This window comes from Paenibacillus sp. FSL H7-0690 (assembly GCF_037980415.1).
GTDB classification, from domain to species: domain Bacteria; phylum Bacillota; class Bacilli; order Paenibacillales; family Paenibacillaceae; genus Paenibacillus_AQ; species Paenibacillus_AQ odorifer.
The window spans coordinates 1,588,386-1,606,758 of sequence record NZ_CP150281.1; the positions used below are offsets into that span (position 1 = coordinate 1,588,386).

Here is an 18,373-nt window from a genome sequence, read left to right on the forward strand (position 1 = left end):
GCATGCTTCATAGGCTGCCAGGTTTTTTTATAAGTCAAAGGGGTCTGTATAACTCTAGTAATTATTCATTTAACAATAAAATGAATACGCTTTCTTTTATTATTGGCCATCAAAGGAGGAGAAGAGAATGAACAGAAAGTACTTTCGAAAAAGGCTTTTCTCAATAACGATGACTACTGCGTTCGTAGTTGGGATGTTTCCGGCATTCACTCTGCCTGCAGTCTCTGCTGCTAACGTAAATTCTATCTACGCTGCCGCCCATATGGGGGCTACAACAATTGCAGATACTACTCTGCCAGCCAGCATTGATATCGGAGGCCAGAGCACAGCAGTGAACTGGAATATTGGAGCAGATACCTTTGCCGTGCCATACGATGCCGTGACCGTCAGCGGTACAGCAAACGGGGGGCCGGTCGTAGCCAGTGTGGAAGTTATTCCGCCCGCAAGTAATCCGTTGGTTTACTTTGTGGATAGCGGCAGAGGGGGCGATTCCGTAGGCAACGGGCCTACTTCCTCGCCGCTGTACGAAGCGGTCCGCACGCTGAGCGGCAGCGATTTGCTCAACCAGTCACCCGACCAGAAGTATATCAGCGGTACGGCGGACTGGGGATTTGATGATTCCGTAAACAAGGTCAAGAATTCCAAAGACGGGGGACTTACCGATCCAGCCACCGATCCGTCCCTATGGACTGTCGGACTTCGTGCCGACCCTGCCAGCAATCATATCGTGTATAAATTAAAAGCGCTTGAAGCTGGAACCTATACGCTCAGCAGCGGTTTCCATGATTGGTACGGCAGCCGCTCCCGTGTAATACGTCCTCAGATCGAGTATAAGGATGCTATCGGGGCAACCAAGACGATCTTGTTTGAGCAGTTCAACACTAATGTGACTAAGCTAATTTCAGGCGAATTCACCATTCCTGGAGACATTGACGTTAGTAGTCCAATGACGTTGACTTACGCCTATGTTGCTGACGAAAAACCTATTTTGAGCTGGTTCGCCGTTGCCAAGGGCGGAATCAAGAAACAGATCGAAGAGGCTACACAGAGCGCAGCTTCTATGGTCAAGGTTCTGCTTGACGGCAACGATATCCAAGCTGACAATGTCAACGGCCTCACATTCAAGGGATTTGGCGTACTAAGCGCTAACAGCACCAGTGCGCTTTTGATGGACTATAAGTCAGAGCATCCAGAGGCTTATGCAGAAATGCTACAGATCTTGTTCGGTGGAGAACATCCGCTCATGACGCATGTGAAAATCGAGATGGGCAATGACCGCAATAACTCCACGGGACCTGACCCGGCGACTATGCGTACGGCCGATGAAGAGGCAAATGTTACCCGGCATCCCGGCTTCCAGCTTGCCGCAGATGCCAAGGCAGTGAACCCTGATCTTAAAGTGAGCATCCTGCGATGGAGTGCTCCGGCCTGGGCGAATAACAACGACAAAATCTATACCTGGTACAAAAAAACCATTCTGGCCGCTTATCGTGAATACGGTTATATGGCCGATTACGTTAATCCTTATATCAACGAGCACGCTCCAGATTTGGCGTGGACCAAACAGTACGCTGAGAGAGTCAAGACTGACAGCGAAGGCTTCAACAGCACCGAAGAGCGGGAACTGTACAACCGGATCAAGTCTGTGATATCCGATGAAGTCGGGATTGGCAGTTTCGGTGCCAGTATGGTGAGTGATCCTTCTCTGCGGGAAGCCGTGCCGATCGCTGGATACCACTACAACACGGACGACGACAGCGCAGGCAATTTCAAAAAACTTGCAGAACAATATGATATTGAGGTTTGGAACAGCGAGGCGCAGTCTACCTTCAGTAATTCCTCTTTCCGTCCCAACAACAATATGAAAGATCCTACAGTGGCAGGAACCGGCATTGGTGGTGTCGGCAGTCCGCTGGAGATGAGTAACACGATTATTAAAGGATTCGTTAACTCCCGCCGGACACACTTTATTTACCAGCCAGCCATTGGTTCCTTTTATGAAGGCGGACAATATTCCTTCAAGGAATTGGTCAGCATGCGCGATCCGTGGTCGGGATGGATTCATTATGATGCGGGTCTTGTCACTCTGCAGCATTACAGCTGGTTTGCGAATGTAGGCTGGGAGAACGAGGATAATACTGCTGGGATCTGGCGAGCGGTTCCTCAAGCCAGCTCTACAGGTGCGACAGGCACCAATCCGGTCAGCGGCCGCAACGGTTCCCCTAGCTATATAACCCTTGCAGCACCTGATAAAAAAGATTTCTCGACGGTTATCGTGAACGATAGCGAGTATTCCAAAATCTACAAGCTGCAGACAGTCAATATGGCTTATACGGGTAATCCATCCATGGAAGTATGGGAAACCCGTGCCGCTGATGCAGGAGAAGCGTTCAACAGCAATTATATGCAGTATCTCGGTGATGTCACTGCTGATGGCAGCGGGGTGTATACCGTTAAGGTTAAACCGTATTCGACCGTGACTGTGTCTACTTTGAAGAACAAGGACAAAGAAGAATATAATACACCGCTGCCTGTAGAAGGCGAGCGTACCGTACTAGATACTGATACTACAGGAGCGGGACACAGTACTGTGGACAACATTCTGTACGCTGATGATTTTGACTATTCCAAGCAGACTGTTGTGAAGATTGGTGCAGGCGGTCAATCTGAGGGTACCCAGAGCTATATCGAATCCCGCGGCGGTTCCCAAAGCGTTATCCCGCGTTATACCCATGACCGCAACGGGGCATTTGAGGCCTATCTTCCGGACGGTTCAGACAATTATGTCCTGCGGCAGCAGCTGGACACGGGAACCATGGGGCTTGGCGGCACATGGAACAGCGGAGATCCCGTAACGGCCATCGGCGACAACCGGTGGATGAACTACAAGGCCAGTGTTGATGTTTCGTTCGAAACAAACAATACTCAGGGCGGAGCCAATTATGCTGCGATAGGCGCCCGTTATCAGGGAGGTGGCAGTTCCCACTCCATAACCGGTACACCGTATGTGCTGAAATTCTGGTTCGACGGCGGCTGGCAGCTGCTGGTCAACAATAGCGCAGTTGCGAGCGGAAATGCCGCGAACGGTTCCGGCGGCGTGAAGATCGACGGATTCGATACCGCATATGACGCATGGCATAATATTGCCGTTCAGGTTGCAGGCGATAAAGTGACTGCCTATCTGGATGGGGTGAAGCTGGCTTCCTATACCGACCCTACTCCTGAATTGTCCGGCCGGGTAGATCTGGCCAGCGGCTACTATCACGTCCGCTTCGATAATTTGAAGGTGGAGAAGGTTGAGGGCTACACGCCGTATTATTCAGAGCTTCTAGACAATCTTGAGATGTATGACCTGGCAGCTGCTCCGAACCCTAAACTGATATATACCGGGTCGTGGAGCCATATAAATGGAGCGGGCATGTACATTTACCAGCGTTCTCTTTCTACCAGCCAGGCTGTAGACGCTGCAATGGAATATACGTTTGAAGGCACCGGACTGGATATTCTAGGAGCGAATAACGGATCGGCGAAGCTTGAGGTAACGGTGGACGGAAAAGTTATTGTTCTATCGGCTGATACATTAGCTTCCAAGGAGCTGTACCAGACGTACGCACTCCGCGGGCTTAAATATGGCCAGCACCATGTGCAGATAAAGGTGGTAAGCGGCACCTTGGTTGTCGACGCGGTGGCGGTTGTTTCCGGGGAAGTAACCGGTACTGTAGATACTGCTGCTCTTCAGGCGGCGGTAACAGCCGCGAAAGAAATGAACAAACAGGATGAATATTCGGACAGAGACTGGCAGCTCTTCGTAGATGCACAGAGCGCTGCACAGGAAGCACTGGATAATCCTATTTTATACAAATTGGATCAGGAAGGAGTTACTCAGCTTGAAGCACGCCTGATCTCCGCCCAGAACCAGTTGACTACGGGAGATATACGGGAGCTTGTCGCTCCTCAGGATTTGGCTACTTATGCTGGAAAACTGCCGAATCTTCCAGACAAGGTGGAAGCCACTCGGGCAGACGGATCCAAATTGCTGGTATCAGTAAAGTGGAATGTAAATGCGGCCAGCTTCAACAATCCGTATGAACGGGTAGCTGTAACCGGTACTTATGGAAATCTGAAAACAACTTGTTATGTGGAAGTGGTGCCGGAGGGGCTCTTATACTTCCTCGATGCTGGTGTATCGGTGGACGGTATCACGCCGCCGTATACGTTAATCAAGGATTTTGTAGGTGACAGCTTGCTTAATAACAAGGCGGATCAGCCTTCGACAGGCAATGGCGTATGGGGGCATACCAGTACTAAGTACCTCCTCAAGGGGCTTGGTGGCGCTGTAGTTCCTTCTGATAAAAGTCAGACAGGTGTTTATGGTTCCGATACAAAAAATAATCCACTTGTATACCTGCTCCCTTTGAACGCAGGCAAATATACGATTACGTCATTCCATCGGGACTGGTGGAACAACACCAACCGCACGATGGATATTACGCTCAGCTATATTGACGCTGAAGGGAAAGAAGTGACCAAACCGGTCCGAACCGGCCTCGTCGCAGGTCCTAATGGCGCTATGATTAACTATGACTTTTCGCTTCCGGTGAGCGGTAGTGTGAAATACTCAATAAACAATACGTATTCAGGCAATCAGGCTGCATTGATCAGCTATGTGGCTGTAGCTAGAGATAAAGCCAGCGTTGCTAATGAGCAGGCTGTAAATGAGGCTAAGAGTATCATAGAAGGTGCGGTATACAGCGTGCAGAAGGAAGCGGCAAACAGCGAAGAAGCTGTCCAGACTTGGCTGCTGCAGACGATAGGCGCTCTGCCCGGTCTCAATGATACCGGAGTTACGATCGGTGAGATTACCTTGTCTTCCTTCCAAGAAGCAACCGATGAGACTAACGGCAGCTTCAGCTTTACGGTATCACTGAGTAAGGGAGAGGCCACAGCGGACAGTTCGGTGAGCGGAACAATCAAGCTGCCGGAACCGGATACTGTTCAGCCTTTGATTACTCTGTTAGGTGATGCAATAGTGAATTTGCACATCGGTTCTGAATATACAGATGCAGGAGCGACTGCTTATGATGACAAGGATGGTGATATTACAGACCGTATAACTACAACAGTTAGCAGTGAAGTATACGGGTTGACTGCTCTCGATACAGCGAAAGCTGATATTTATACCTTCCATTATAATGTCAACGATACTGCGGGCAATGAGGCTGAAGAAGTGACAAGAAAAGTAGTCGTTGCACTTGATCCGGATGTAATGAAGCCGGTGATTACACTGCTTGGTGAACCGTCCATTCAACTGGAAAATGGCGCAAGCTATATGGATGCCGGAGCCACAGCGGTAGATGACCGTGACGGCGACATTACGGAGCTTATTATAGCAACGATTACGAAGAATGAGGAGAATGTGCTGGCACTGGACACTAAGGCGGCAGGCATCTACACCTATCATTATAATGTGAGTGATGCGGCGGGCAACGCGGCTATCGAAGTGACTAGAACCGTGACAGTGGGCGAAGCAGAGCAACCTCCGGTAGTGACGCCAACACCAACACCAACACCAACACCAACACCAACACCGACATCGACGCCGGAACCGGAGCCAACAACAGCACCAACATCTACGCCGGCGCCAACGGAAGCACCAGTGTGGACGGTAGCACCGACACCAGCAGTCATCCCGTCCCCAACGCCAACACCGCTGCTGCAGACCGAAAAGGTTCTTGATCGAAAGGATTTCACGGCACCGGTTGGAGGAGTAATAACGGTTCAGCTCACTGAAGCTACAGAATCCGTGCTCCTTCCAGCAGGACTATCAGGAATCATCGGAGAGAACACTCTACGTCTGGCTTGGAGTAAGGTTGCTATCGATCTGACCCCAGAAGTGCTGAAGAGCATTCAAGAAAAAGCTACTGGAGGTCAAACGGAGGGGGCGCGAATTAAGCTCTCAGCAGTGAAGGTATCCAGAGATGCTGTGGAACAGTTAATCAATAATCGGGCTGTTAATGGTTCCGTACATTTATCTGCGGCAAGTGATGTGATTAACTTCAGCTTGGAGGTTGTTGCTGCCAACGGCACTGCTGTAACGGTAACTGCTTTTGATAAACCGTTGACACTTACGTTCAACGTAGATCCGGATGCCAATATAAGCTTGCTCGGTAGCTACTATGTTTCTGCAAATGGTGCGCTTGAATTCATGGGCGGAACGTTGACTAATGGTAAATGGACTGCTGAAATACGGCATTTCAGCCAGTATGCAGTCCTGGAATACGATAAGCTGTTCACAGATGTAAGCAGTGACAGCTGGGCCAGCAATGTGATTAAGACCATGGCTGCGAAGCATATTATTGAAGGCATTTCCAGTACGGAGTTTAATCCGCAAGGGGATGTAACTAGGGCACAATTCGCTGCTATGATTGCACGCGCGCTTGGGCTTAAGGCAGGAAGCCATTCAACATTTGGTGATGTGGATTCCAAAGCCTGGTATGCCGAAGCCGTTGCAGCTGTTAGCGGAACGGGTATCGTGCTCGGACGCAGTGCGGATTCGTTCGCCCCGGATCAGAGCATTACCCGCGAGGAAATGGCTGTGATGATCGTTCGTGCTTATGAATATTTGCAGGGAAGCGAGACCAATGAACCTGCTGTAGGATCGTTCAGTGATTATTCCCAGATTCATGACTGGGCGAAGAACGCAGCAAACATCGCCGAACAGTCGGGACTGATCAAGGGACGCGGCAATAAGCAATTCGCGCCACAAGAGACGATGACCCGTGCCGAAGGTGCGCAAGTTATCTCCAATCTGCTGGGATATTTGTAAGTAGCATTTCAAAGAACCTGGCAGGCTGCATTAAGCGGGCTGCCAGGTTCTTTATAGATTTGGAGAGACGGGGGAGTGCTTAGGAAAACAGCGGCCGGAAGTCCAACTATTCACCGCAGTAGCGATTGCATCTTTTTTGAAGAATCCTTGAATTTGAGTTTTAAAGCTCAGCTTCTTTTACTATATTTTCCGGGTGGAATGCCCGTGATGTTCTTGAAGGTACGGATGAAATTGGCATAATCGTTAAAGCCGGACAGATAGCAGGTATCGGATACGGAGTTCCCGGCGGACAAGAGCTGCTTGGATAACGCAATTTTTTTGAGCAAGACGTAACGGTAGATGGTTCCGCCTGTCTGCTGTTTGAACAGATGGCTGAGATAATATTTATCGACGTTCAGTTCTCCAGCGATTTGCTCCAGTGACAGATTTAGATGCAAGTGGTTGTCGATATAGCTCATGGCTGATTGAATATGTGAGGAAATGATGCTGGGCACGGTAGATCGGGTGCGGCTGTACAGCTCATTGATGAGGACGAGGATCTGAACCAGGTAGGTCAGAGCCAGAACTTCACTCCCGTACTGCTGATTCTCTAATGTCTCAATCAGGCGGGAAGCAAGGACTGTATACTCTTCAATCAGCGGTTCATCCATTTGCGCGAGATTATGCTCTCCGGGCTGGCGGTTCTGGAAACAAGCGAGCAGATTTGTAGTTGCGGTACAGAAGGGATAGACAAGTGGAGCTTTGAAATGGATTGTCAACCGTTCATAGGGCTCCGGAGATAAATTGATGATTTTATGAATCTCGTGATTGTTGAACAAAAGGACATTGCCCCGCTGCAGGGGATAGCTGAACTGATCTACAAAACCGTTCACCTTGCCGCCCAAGAACAGGAAAATTTCATAGTGGTCATGGATGTGGAAATCCCTGGTAGGTGAGATCGGCGAATTTCCGATACCTGCCAAAATATCTCCATCGAACGGCTCATAATACTGGGCATGCTTCATTGGAACTGCCCCTTTCAGATTGATCACAATATACGCAATAAAACATCATTATTCGCAAAGACATTGCAATAATACAACACTAAACTATAGTAGAAGATTACGCAATATAACAAGATTCAGGCGTTAGGCAAGAGAAGTAGCTGTAGCTGATTAGATGCAATTGAAAGGGTGGAATTGTGCATGAATGGGAAGGAACAGCGTAAATACTGGCTGGATACAATGCTGCTGATCGGGGGGCCTGTGCTGAATGCTTTGGCTGAGCGGAAATTAAAGGAACAGTTGCCTACAAAGTTTCATAGTGACCGGAGCCAGTTTGCCCATTTGGAGGCTTTTGCTAGATTGGCATGTGGAATGGCCCCTTGGCTTGAGCTAGAGGGACTTGAGGGTGAGGAAGAACAGCTTAGAGCGCGTTATGCCGGGCTAATGCTGGAAGCCATTGATGCCGCTGTTGATCCGAATTCACCTGACTATATGGAATTCAAGGCTGAAGGCCAACCGCTGGTAGATGCGGCATTCCTGGCACATGCGCTGGTGCGTGCACCAAAGCAGCTTGCCGGCAAGCTGAGTGCGCGGGTCAAAGGCAATGTAATAACAGCGCTGAAGCAGACACGCCGGACAGCGCCAAGCGGCAGCAACTGGCTGCTGTTCAGCGCAATGGTGGAAGCCGCTTTGTATATACTTGGCGATCCTGAATATGACCGGATGCGCGTTGGCTATGCGGTCCATATGTTCATGGATTGGTATAAGGGCGACGGAGTTTACGGGGATGGCAAGGACTTTCACTGGGATTATTACAACAGCTTTGTTATTCAGCCGATGCTGGTGGATGTGGTAGCACTTTTTGAACAGGAGTCGGAGCAATATTCCGCATTGAAACCGCTGATTCAGCAACGGGCACAGCGATACGCTACTGTTCTCGAACGGATCATTGCACCGGATGGAACCTATCCCTTTATCGGGCGTTCGATCGTTTACCGTTTTGGGGCGTTTCAACTGCTGTCGCAGGCGGCGCTGCAGCATTTTTTGGAGGAAGCATTGCCCCCTGCACAGGTACGCTGCGCTTTGACAGCTGTGATTACGCGAATTATGGAATATCCGGGTACGCTGGATGAGTCCGGATGGCTACGTCCGGGGGTATACGGTTATCAGCCGGAGCTTGCGGAGAGCTATATCAATACAGGCAGTCTTTATTTATGCGCCTCCGTATTCCTCCCGCTGGGGCTGCTCCCTTCTGATCCATTCTGGTCAGGGGAAGAGATGAAATGGACTTCACTAAAAATTGCAGCCGGTGAGGATGTTATGAGAGATCATGCCTTGGAATAAAAAGTATTCAGCCATATTAGTGAAGAATAAGATGCTTCGCGGATCTGACTGACCTTTAAGGAGGAAAAAAGGCATGAATAAACAGATGCTTTTGGAAATAGTGCATGAAATGAAGCCAGTCGATCTGAGCTTGTATTATCCAAAGGGGGATGCGGCTGCTTTTTGGAAACGGGCGTTATCATCGGGAGTACTACAGGCAGATATCAGCGAGATCCGCGCGGAGGCGGTAAGGCTGGACGGGCAGTCTATACCTGAACTGTCGTATACGTTATTTTCCATTTATTCGCGCACGGGTTCGAGGTTGGAATATGAACGGGTCTATTTTGAACGGAGAAGAAGGCTGAATACTTATGTATTTCTGGCTTTGCTGGAGCCGGATCATCCGGAAGTACTGGAGAAGCTAGAGGACATCCTCTGGGCTATATGCGATGAGTACACCTGGTGTCTTCCGGCCCACCTCCCAGCGGATCATAATGCAGCTGATATCAACCGGTATATTGATCTGTTTTCTTCCGAGACCGGATTTACTTTAAGTGAAGTTTTACTTTTGCTCGGGGAACGACTTTCCCAGCTTCTGGGATCCCGAATCCACCATGAAGTAGAGCGGAGACTGTTTCGTCCATTTCTTGAAAATGGCCCTTATGATTGGGAGACAGCGCGGCATAATTGGGCAGCGGTCTGTGCGGGATCAATCGGGGCTGCTGCCTTGCTGTCTGTGGAGGACCCAGCCATGCTTGCGGATATTCTGCTGAGGACAGAGCGCGCCATGTTGTATTACCTGGAAGGGTTCGGTGAGGACGGTGCCTGTCTGGAAGGCCTTGGGTACTGGAATTATGGGTTTGGTTATTTCACTTATTATAGCGATTTGCTCTGTTCCAGAAGCGCAGGCAGACTGGACTGGTTCAAGCAAGAGAAGGTAGCGCAAATCGCGCGCTTCCAACAAAAATGTTTCATTGACGGAAGTCATGTAGCCAATTTCTCTGATTCAGTGCCTCAGGTGCTAGTACATATGGGATTGTCCCATTATCTGGCGGAAGTCTGTACGGATGTCGAACGCCCCCCATCCGCTTTGCGTGCTCCTTACACTGAAGATCATTGCGGCCGCTTTGCACCGGCTTTCCGCAATCTGATCTGGACCAGGGCTGGCAAGGAGGACGAAGCTTGGCGAGCCGCCAGCTATTATCTCCCTGATGCCGCTTGGCTTGTCTCGCGTCATGTGTCGGAGGCGGGTTCATTCGGATTCGCCGCCAAGGGCGGGCACAATGCTGAACCGCATAACCATAATGATCTGGGACATTTCATTCTGAGCGGCCGGGGAGAGATCTACGCATCCGATCTTGGAAGCGGAGAGTATACTGCTGATTATTTTGGGGCTGGCCGTTACCAGTATGACTGCAATGGATCGCAGGGTCATTCGCTGCCGATCATTGATGGCCAGTATCAGCTGGCCGGTCGGGCGTTCAGCTCCACAGTGCTGCATGCATCGGCGGAGGAGAATGATGTGCTGACACTGGATCTGACACAGGCGTATCAGGTAACAGGACTACAGTCCTTAATCCGTTCGTTCGTCTGGCATAAAGAGGAATGTCCACGGCTGGAGCTTACAGACACTTACCGGTATGAGGGAATTCCGGCGAGCTGGACGGAGCGGTTTGTCACCTGGCGTGAGCCTAAGCTTCTTCATCCGGGTACCTTGCTGCTGCCGGGGACTATGACTCGCGGCGTTGAAGTGACTTACGATTCACTGAAAGTTGAGCCGGAGATTACTGTGCATATGTACCGGGATCATTTTGGCATGGAGAAGCTCTGGTATAGTCTGGACTTCCATGTGCTTCAGCTTGGCGCGGTGGGCAAACTGGTATTCACTTTTCAATTTCTATAAAAGATGGGCCTGAGCTTATAAAAAGTCCTCTATCAGAGGGTAGAGGCTAATTCGAATAAAGGCGGGATTTAGATGAGTAGATTAGTAAAGCAAGCTTGGGTAGACGAGGCTTGGGGCAAAGCCTTGGAGAAGACTAGAACGAACAGTCGAAGAATCGGTGCAGAATTCCCCCATGCGAGTCAAGGCGGCAAATACGTGCTTGAAGCACCAAACTGGTGGACGGCTGGCTTTTGGCCGGGAATGCTCTGGCAGCTCTATGCTGAGAGTGGTGATGAGGATTTGAAAGCGATTGCTGAGCAGTGTGAGGAACGTCTTGACGAGGTGCTGGATGGTTATGTGAAGCTGGACCATGACCTAGGTTTTATGTGGCTGTTGACCAGTGTTGCGAACTACAAGCTCACGGGCAGAGAAGCATCACGAGTCCGGGCGTTGAAGGCAGCCAACTATCTGGCGGCCCGCTTCAATCTGAAAGGACGCTACATCCGGGCCTGGAATCCATGGAGTGAAGGCGAGGATAACAGCGGGGTAGCCATTATCGATTGCTGTATGAATACCAGCCTGCTTTTTTGGGCTTCCGAAGTAACAGGGGATCCACGTTATCGGCATATCGCTGAGGCGCATATGGATACGGTGCTGGAGCATTTCATCCGGCCGGATGGTTCGGTTTATCACATCGTCAAATTTAACCCGGAATCGGGCGAAGTGGTTGAAAAGCTTGGCGGGCAAGGTTATGCGCCCGAGTCGGCTTGGTCGCGCGGGGCAGCCTGGGCGCTCTACGGACTGTCATTGGCCTATCATCATACGGGCAAGCAGAGTTATCTTAATGCAGCCAAGCAGGTCGCGCATTTCTTCTTGACCCGTCTGCCCGAAGATCACGTTCCACATTGGGATTTCCGTGCTCCCGGTGAAGTTGGCGAGATTCGTGATAGCTCTGCTGGTTCCTGTGCAGCGAGTGGCTTGCTCCTGCTGGCTAGCCAGGTGGACGACTCGGAGGCTCATGTGTATCGGAACGGGGCTATAAGAATTACTGAATCCCTTTATCGGAATTATGGAACTTGGGACAATGCAGAAGAAGAAGGATTGCTGCTTCATGGTACGAGTAACTATCCTGAAGATCGGAATATAGATGTTCCGCTTATCTATGGCGATTTCTTCTATGTCGAAGCGCTAGCCCGGCTAAAAGAAGCCAGACCGTTCTACTGGGAATAGGGGGCATATAATGCAGACTGAAAAGACTTTTACGACTATTGCTAAAAATCCGCTAAAGACCCGGGAGGATCTGGTCTCTGCTCTTGAACAGCTTACAGATCCGCTTCGGCCGCTCTACAGCAGAGGCGGCGCACGGCTGGCAATCGGCGGAACAGGAGCCAGCTATTCAGCAGCAACTGCAGAAATGGAAGGTTTCTCCCGGGTATTGTGGGGCTTAGTGCCCCTGCTCATGGGAGGCGGAGAAAACGGGCTTTGGGATACTGTGCTGGATGGCATACGCCACGGCACGGATCCTGCCCATGAAGAATACTGGGGTGAAGTTCAAGATTATGACCAGCGTCTGGTAGAGATGGCGGTCTTCGGTTTCGCCTTAGCCGCCATTCCTGAACAGATCTGGTCACCACTTACCCAGAAGGAACAGGAGCAATTGTACAGCTGGCTGAATCAGATTAATTCCCATCCTTGCTATGACTGCAACTGGCTGTTCTTCAACGTGCTGGTTAATGTCGGATTCCGCAGAATCGGCCGACCCTACGACGCGGAGCAGCTAGAGAACAATCTGAAGCGAATGGATGATTTCTATCTGGGTGATGGCTGGTACAGTGATGGAATTAACGGGCATAGCGATTATTATGTTCCTTTTGCCATCCATTATTATGCGCTACTGTACGCGAAGCTGATGGAACAGGAGGACCCGGAACGTTCACAGGTGTTCAAAGAACGGGCCCGGCTTTTTGCCACCGAATTGTTGGGCTGGTTCGCTCCGGATGGATCTGCCCTTCCTTATGGAAGGAGCTTAACCTACCGCTTTGCCCAGTCTGCTTTCTGGAGCGCACTCGTCTATGCAGGCGTTGAAGTATTCCCTGTAGGTGTGGTCAAAGGATTAGTACTGCGCAATTTGCGCTGGTGGTTCAGCCAGCCGATCTTTGATGCCGGAGGCGTTCTGACGATTGGTTATACCTACCCCAACTTGGTCATGGCGGAGAATTATAACGCTCCCGGTTCGCCCTACTGGGCGTTAAAGACATTCCTGCCATTGGCTCTCAGCGCGGAGCATCCATTCTGGAAAGAAGAGGAACTGCCGCTGCCGGATATTCCTGCAGTTATAGTCCAGAAGCCTGCGCATCTTGTCATTGTCCGCGAACCTGCTTCCGGCCATGTGGCTGCCTTCAACAGTGGTCATCTATATACGAATGAACATACCCACACGTCTGCCAAGTATGAGAAATTCGTATACTCAACAGGCTTCGGGTTCAGCGTACCCCGCTCCGAATGGGGATTGTCTCAAGGGGCATTTGATTCCATGCTCGCTCTAAGTGAGAGCGGGGACAACTTGTATCGGGTCAGACGGCGGAATATGGAGTCAAGAATTGTGGACAATGTGCTGCACTCCGTCTGGAAGCCATGGACTAATGTGGAGGTTCGGACCTGGATCGTTGCTGGGCTGCCCTGGCATATTCGGATACACCGGATCGAGACCGGACGACCGTTGGACGCCGCAGAGGGCGGCTTCGCGCTTGGTCAGGAAGCGGGGGTGGAACAGCAGATCGGCCTTACAACCGCGGCAGTATCTACAGCATGGGGAACAAGCGGAGTCAAGGGTTTGATCGGTTACGAAAAGGCTGAGCTAATTTGGCCTAATGCCAACACAAACCTGCTTCATCCCCGGACTGTTTTGCCTACACTGACGACTTTCCTTGAGCCTGGAATCCATTGGCTGGCTTCGGCTGTATACGGTGATCCGTCGGGAGATTCTTGCGGCGGTATTATAGAACAATTACCTGAGTCTATTTTGAAGGTTACTTTTGATAAGGACATCATAAAGGTTCTTACGTCTAGTGAAGCGGAATTTATTATCAAAAGAGAGTGAGAATTACCGCTAACAACATTGTGTTAAAAAGACAAGTAATTGAGTAGAGTATGACTGATTTCTCGTATGAAAAATAAATTTCTGTGGTTGTACAATTTCCCCCGTACAGGCACTTCTAGGCGCACGCCCACATACAATAAGGATGACCATGAACCCGTAAGGCAAACAGATCGGTTTCATTGTACAAGTGCGGGAGGTGTCGCCAAGTTGCCTGGATTCTTAAGCACGATTGCGTTGCTGATCAAAGAACTGACGCTGCTGGTATCATACGTAAGGAATAATGCATTTCCACAACCGCTCTCGGAGCAGGAGGAAAGCCGATACTTAGGGATGATGGCTGAGGGAGATGCCAAGGCCCGCAATTTGTTGATTGAGCATAATTTGCGGCTCGTTGCCCATATAGTGAAAAAATTCGATAACACCGGAGAAGACATGGAGGATCTGATCTCCATCGGCACCATCGGCCTGATTAAAGCTATTGAGAGCTATCGTCCAAACAAAGGAACCAAACTAGCCACATTTGCAGCACGTTGTATTGAAAACGAAATTCTGATGCACCTAAGATCCTTGAAGAAGACTCGTAAAGACGTATCCCTGCATGATCCAATTGGGACGGACAAAGAAGGTAATGAAATTACACTTATCGATATCCTTGGTTCGGAAGCGGATGATGTTATTAAAGAAGTGGATTTGAAGATCGAGAAGAGTAAGATTTATCGCAACCTAGATATTCTGGATGACCGAGAGAAAGAAGTTGTGGTGGGTAGGTTTGGGCTGGATACAGGTGGAGAAGAGAGGACGCAGCGGGAGATTGCCAAGGAGTTGGGGATCTCGCGGAGTTATGTTTCGCGGATAGAGAAGAGGGCGCTCATGAAGTTGTATCATGAGTTTTATAAGGCGAAGCGGTAGGACTGATGACAATTACACAGTAATAATCCATTAATAATAAAACTTGAAAAGCGACTTGTCTAAGGATGAGTCGTTTTTTGTGTGGATAGGGTTCACCCTACTTATGATACGGTTCACCGTAACATCTATAGAGCGAAATACAGGTAATTCTCATACCTATACCGTTTACAATTCCTCTTTCTGTAAATTGCCTAATAGCATCACTAGCATATGATCCTTCAATATCAGAATAACTGACTGTTATATCCTGTTGAAACAGTCACTCATAAGTATATTTCTTCTTGATTGATAGGCATTTTGCTCTCAATCCACCAAGTTACTGAACTAAGCACGGCTCCGATGTACGCCTCTATTTTAATTTGCTGTACTATTCCACATATTCGTACTTTTCATTAAAAACCCGCACTTGATTTCGACCAGCTCTTTTGGCAGCATAAAGTGCTTCATCAGCTTTATGAAGAAGTTGATGGATTGTTTCCTCCACAGCTCCTGTCGTTACGGATACCCCAAAACTAGAGGTAATCGTTACCAATTTTTCATTTTCAACTAGAGGCTTCTGTTCAATGCAAAATCTAAGGTGATTAGCGAAGTTTTCCCCTTCCGCTAGTGTATAACCAGGTAAAGCGAGTACAAATTCTTCACCACCATATCTAGCAAATAGTATATGTTCTCCCATCTCAGCCTTACATATTTGAGCCACATGTACTAGCATTTGATCTCCAGTTTGATGCCCATAAGTGTCGTTCACTTTTTTGAAAAAATCAATATCAAATAGAATAATCACAAAGGATGATAATTCACCCTTTGCTTTCATTAAGCTTTGCTCACTTTTCTGGAAAAAGGCACGACGATTGTATATTTGTGTAAGATCATCATAATAGGCTTGATGCTCTAACTTTTGTTGTAATGTATGTAGCTCTGTTATATCCGTAAATATAATTAGTAAGCCAGAGTTATTATTAGATTGTTGAAGCATAGAAATACGTAGCTGATATATATAATTACCTTGATGAATCGTAACATTCAATTTATCTGAGATCGTATCTAATTGAACAGGGAATGATTGATCCGTTAGCATATACCAAACTTGATCAAATGGCTGCCCTAACGTTGATCGATCCAATTCACTAAACATACTTTTACAAGCTTGATTATATTCGATTAATTGATAGGTATCATTAAGCACAATGACACCATCGTTCATACTATTAAAGATCGTTTCCTTTGCAATTGGCATTATTGATAACATTCGAGAGGAGGTAATAGACCAAAGGTACAAAACAGAAGAAAACCAAATAACCATGGGTACAGGATCGATACCATCGGGTGTCACTCCTATGAATAATAAAAATGCAGTCATTATTGGAAGCAGTTGACCGCAGATGAGGGCAAATAATTGAGATCGATATACACTAACGGTTTCCTTCCAGCGTGAAAGCAGCAATAAGAGCGCAGCTAACATACAACAGAAAATGTAAATATTATGTACGGCAAACCATGCCCCATACTCAATCTCACTATATGGAGCCCCGAGCACCGAATGGATATCATATATTCTATAGTAAAAATGATGGGATTCATTAGTTACATTGATGAGAAAAGTAATACAAGGCATTGTAAGTAGCGCGATTATTCTTTTTCTCGTTATTTTATAACCCAAATATTGCATGACAAACATTAATCCTAACGGAGGGAAAAATGGCATCCCTGCATACTGTACAATATTCCAAAATCTAAGCTGTTCTAACGAAGTCGATGTTAAGCTAAAGGCATAACCAAAGCAATAAATCATTGAAGTTAATGTATTCCACATGAACAAATTAGCGATATTTGTATAATAATGTCTCCTCCAATAAGTAAAGACAAGTATAGACAAATTCAGAACAGCCGAAGTACAAACTAATGTTATATATGCTGCTAGCTTCGAATCCAATAGGTATACCCACTTTCATACAATACATATATTTACGTTAACACGATTAATATAAGATGTTGATTTGTTCCTTGAACCATTTACAGGATTCCGTCCACATCACTATTATGTCTGTACTACCCACATCGTATTGATTATTGCTTCATGAAATAGATTGTTTTTAACTTAGCATGACACTCATGACAGTAGCAACACATTTAGCCAATCAGTAATGCTATGATTACTATTTCGTCTATACCGATCACCAAATAGTTAGTACAACATTACGTAATTCATCACTTCTATTGCATTGCAAACAAGTACCCATCGATTGGATGGGTACTTGTTTTTATTTCTAATTATAAAGGCTTCCCCATGTACGACATAAGTCAACTAAATCCATTTAGAATTTTGTGAAGCGCTTGCAGATCTATTCGTATTGTACAGAACGTGCAAGTGCCGCAACAGAGCCGCGAAAATCAGGTCTGCCGTCATCCGTCCACAACAGCTCCGCTACAAATGTATGGCGATTCGGATCGTATAGCGGATCTCCTACAATATGCTTATACGTTCTTGCGTGGAACACAAACAGCGTCTTCTCGCCAGTCTCTGACACCGTGAAACTATTATGACCAGGACCATACATCGAGATGCTCTCATCAGTCGTGAGAACCGGTACTTTCGACTTGCGCCATGAGGCAGCATCGAGCAAATCCGAGTCCGCATCGGCTTCAAGCAAGCCCATGCAATAATTGAAATCAGTAGCGCTAGCAGAGTAAGTGAGGAATACCCGATTATCTTTGCGAACAAATGCCGCGCCTTCGTTCACTTTATACCCGATGATCTCCCAGTCATATTCGGGCATCGTAATCATCGTTTGCGCCCCAATCAACGTCCACGGATTGCTCATTTTAGATATGTAGAGATTAGAATTGCCTTCGATTTCCGGATCCTTTTGTGCCCATACGTAATAGAGGCTACCATTGTGCTCAAAGGTAGTGGCATCGAGGGAGAAGCTTTCCCAAGCGGTACGAACCTGTCCTCTTTCCGTCCAGCTGCCTTCGAGCGGATTTGCATTTTCATTCTCCAGTACATACATCCGATGGTCGAACAAGCCTTCTGTCGTTTCCGACGTATGCGCGGCAGCGAAATATACGTACCATTTTCCATCAATAAAATGCAGCTCTGGCGCCCAAATATTGGCACTAAGAATGCCAGTCTCTCTCTTTCTCCAGATCACTACAGGAGCTGATGTAATAAGCCCTACAAGGTCCTGTGCCCTACGGATTTCAATCCGATTATACTCTGGAACCGAGGCCACGAAATAATAATAACCATCTGAATGTCGGCATATAAAAGGATCAGCTCGTTGCTCGATCAATGGTTTAATGACGCGTAACTCCTCTTGTTGGACTCCCATCTTATCACCTATTTCATA

9 protein-coding genes are annotated in these 18,373 nt (G+C 48.0%); 6 read left to right on the forward strand and 3 right to left on the reverse strand.

The window, feature by feature from the left end; translation table 11 throughout:
• The first annotated feature begins 127 nt into the window (after positions 1-127).
• Positions 128-6,826, forward strand: a complete 6,699-nt coding sequence (locus tag MHI32_RS07095; protein ID WP_340012080.1) for an S-layer homology domain-containing protein — start codon at positions 128-130, stop codon at positions 6,824-6,826.
• A gap of 167 nt (positions 6,827-6,993) precedes the next feature.
• Here MHI32_RS07095 and MHI32_RS07100 read toward each other — a convergent pair whose 3' ends face one another.
• Positions 6,994-7,830 carry an AraC family transcriptional regulator gene (locus tag MHI32_RS07100; protein ID WP_051490882.1) on the reverse strand — a complete coding sequence of 279 codons (837 nt, stop codon included), beginning with the start codon at positions 7,828-7,830 and terminating at the stop codon, positions 6,994-6,996.
• 180 nt (positions 7,831-8,010) lie between these two features.
• Between MHI32_RS07100 and MHI32_RS07105 the strand changes: the two genes are divergently transcribed.
• The 5 genes from MHI32_RS07105 to sigK all read left to right on the forward strand — a co-directional run bounded on the left by MHI32_RS07105 (position 8,011) and on the right by sigK (position 15,023).
• A complete protein-coding gene (locus MHI32_RS07105) occupies positions 8,011-9,153 on the forward strand; it encodes a DUF2264 domain-containing protein (RefSeq protein ID WP_076220723.1) in 1,143 nt (380 codons plus the stop codon).
• Between the two features lie 73 nt (positions 9,154-9,226).
• Entirely contained in the window at positions 9,227-11,035 is a 1,809-nt protein-coding gene (locus tag MHI32_RS07110) for a hypothetical protein (RefSeq protein WP_340012081.1), read from the forward strand.
• A gap of 72 nt (positions 11,036-11,107) precedes the next feature.
• Positions 11,108-12,244: a glycoside hydrolase family 88 protein gene (locus tag MHI32_RS07115; RefSeq protein WP_340012082.1), complete on the forward strand. Its 1,137-nt coding sequence runs from the start codon at positions 11,108-11,110 to the stop codon at positions 12,242-12,244.
• Between the two features lie 10 nt (positions 12,245-12,254).
• Positions 12,255-14,114 carry a DUF2264 domain-containing protein gene (locus MHI32_RS07120; protein ID WP_340012083.1) on the forward strand — a complete coding sequence of 620 codons (1,860 nt, stop codon included), beginning with the start codon at positions 12,255-12,257 and terminating at the stop codon, positions 14,112-14,114.
• Between the two features lie 207 nt (positions 14,115-14,321).
• Positions 14,322-15,023 (forward strand): RNA polymerase sporulation sigma factor SigK, encoded by a 702-nt coding sequence (gene sigK / locus MHI32_RS07125; protein ID WP_036675850.1) that lies wholly within the window; start codon positions 14,322-14,324, stop codon positions 15,021-15,023.
• A 367-nt stretch (positions 15,024-15,390) separates the two neighbouring features.
• Here sigK and MHI32_RS07130 read toward each other — a convergent pair whose 3' ends face one another.
• On the reverse strand, positions 15,391-16,956 hold the full coding sequence (locus MHI32_RS07130; protein WP_076125377.1) for a histidine kinase N-terminal 7TM domain-containing protein: 1,566 nt from the start codon (positions 16,954-16,956) through the stop codon (positions 15,391-15,393).
• Positions 16,957-17,365: 409 nt separating this feature from the next.
• Entirely contained in the window at positions 17,366-18,355 is a 990-nt protein-coding gene (locus MHI32_RS07135) for a family 43 glycosylhydrolase (protein ID WP_076125375.1), read from the reverse strand.
• Positions 18,356-18,373: the final 18 nt, after the last annotated feature.

Bases quoted from the DNA above. Each gene is read 5' to 3' on its own strand.
- MHI32_RS07105 (WP_076220723.1), top strand. From the start codon at position 8,011: ATGAATGGGAAGGAACAGCGTAAATACTGGCTGGATACAATGCTGCTG.
- MHI32_RS07110 (WP_340012081.1), top strand. From the start codon at position 9,227: ATGAATAAACAGATGCTTTTGGAAATAGTGCATGAAATGAAGCCAGTC.
- MHI32_RS07135 (WP_076125375.1), bottom strand. From the start codon at position 18,355: ATGGGAGTCCAACAAGAGGAGTTACGCGTCATTAAACCATTGATCGAG.
- MHI32_RS07100 (WP_051490882.1), bottom strand. From the start codon at position 7,830: ATGAAGCATGCCCAGTATTATGAGCCGTTCGATGGAGATATTTTGGCA.
- MHI32_RS07115 (WP_340012082.1), top strand. From the start codon at position 11,108: ATGAGTAGATTAGTAAAGCAAGCTTGGGTAGACGAGGCTTGGGGCAAA.
- MHI32_RS07095 (WP_340012080.1), top strand. From the start codon at position 128: ATGAACAGAAAGTACTTTCGAAAAAGGCTTTTCTCAATAACGATGACT.
- MHI32_RS07120 (WP_340012083.1), top strand. From the start codon at position 12,255: ATGCAGACTGAAAAGACTTTTACGACTATTGCTAAAAATCCGCTAAAG.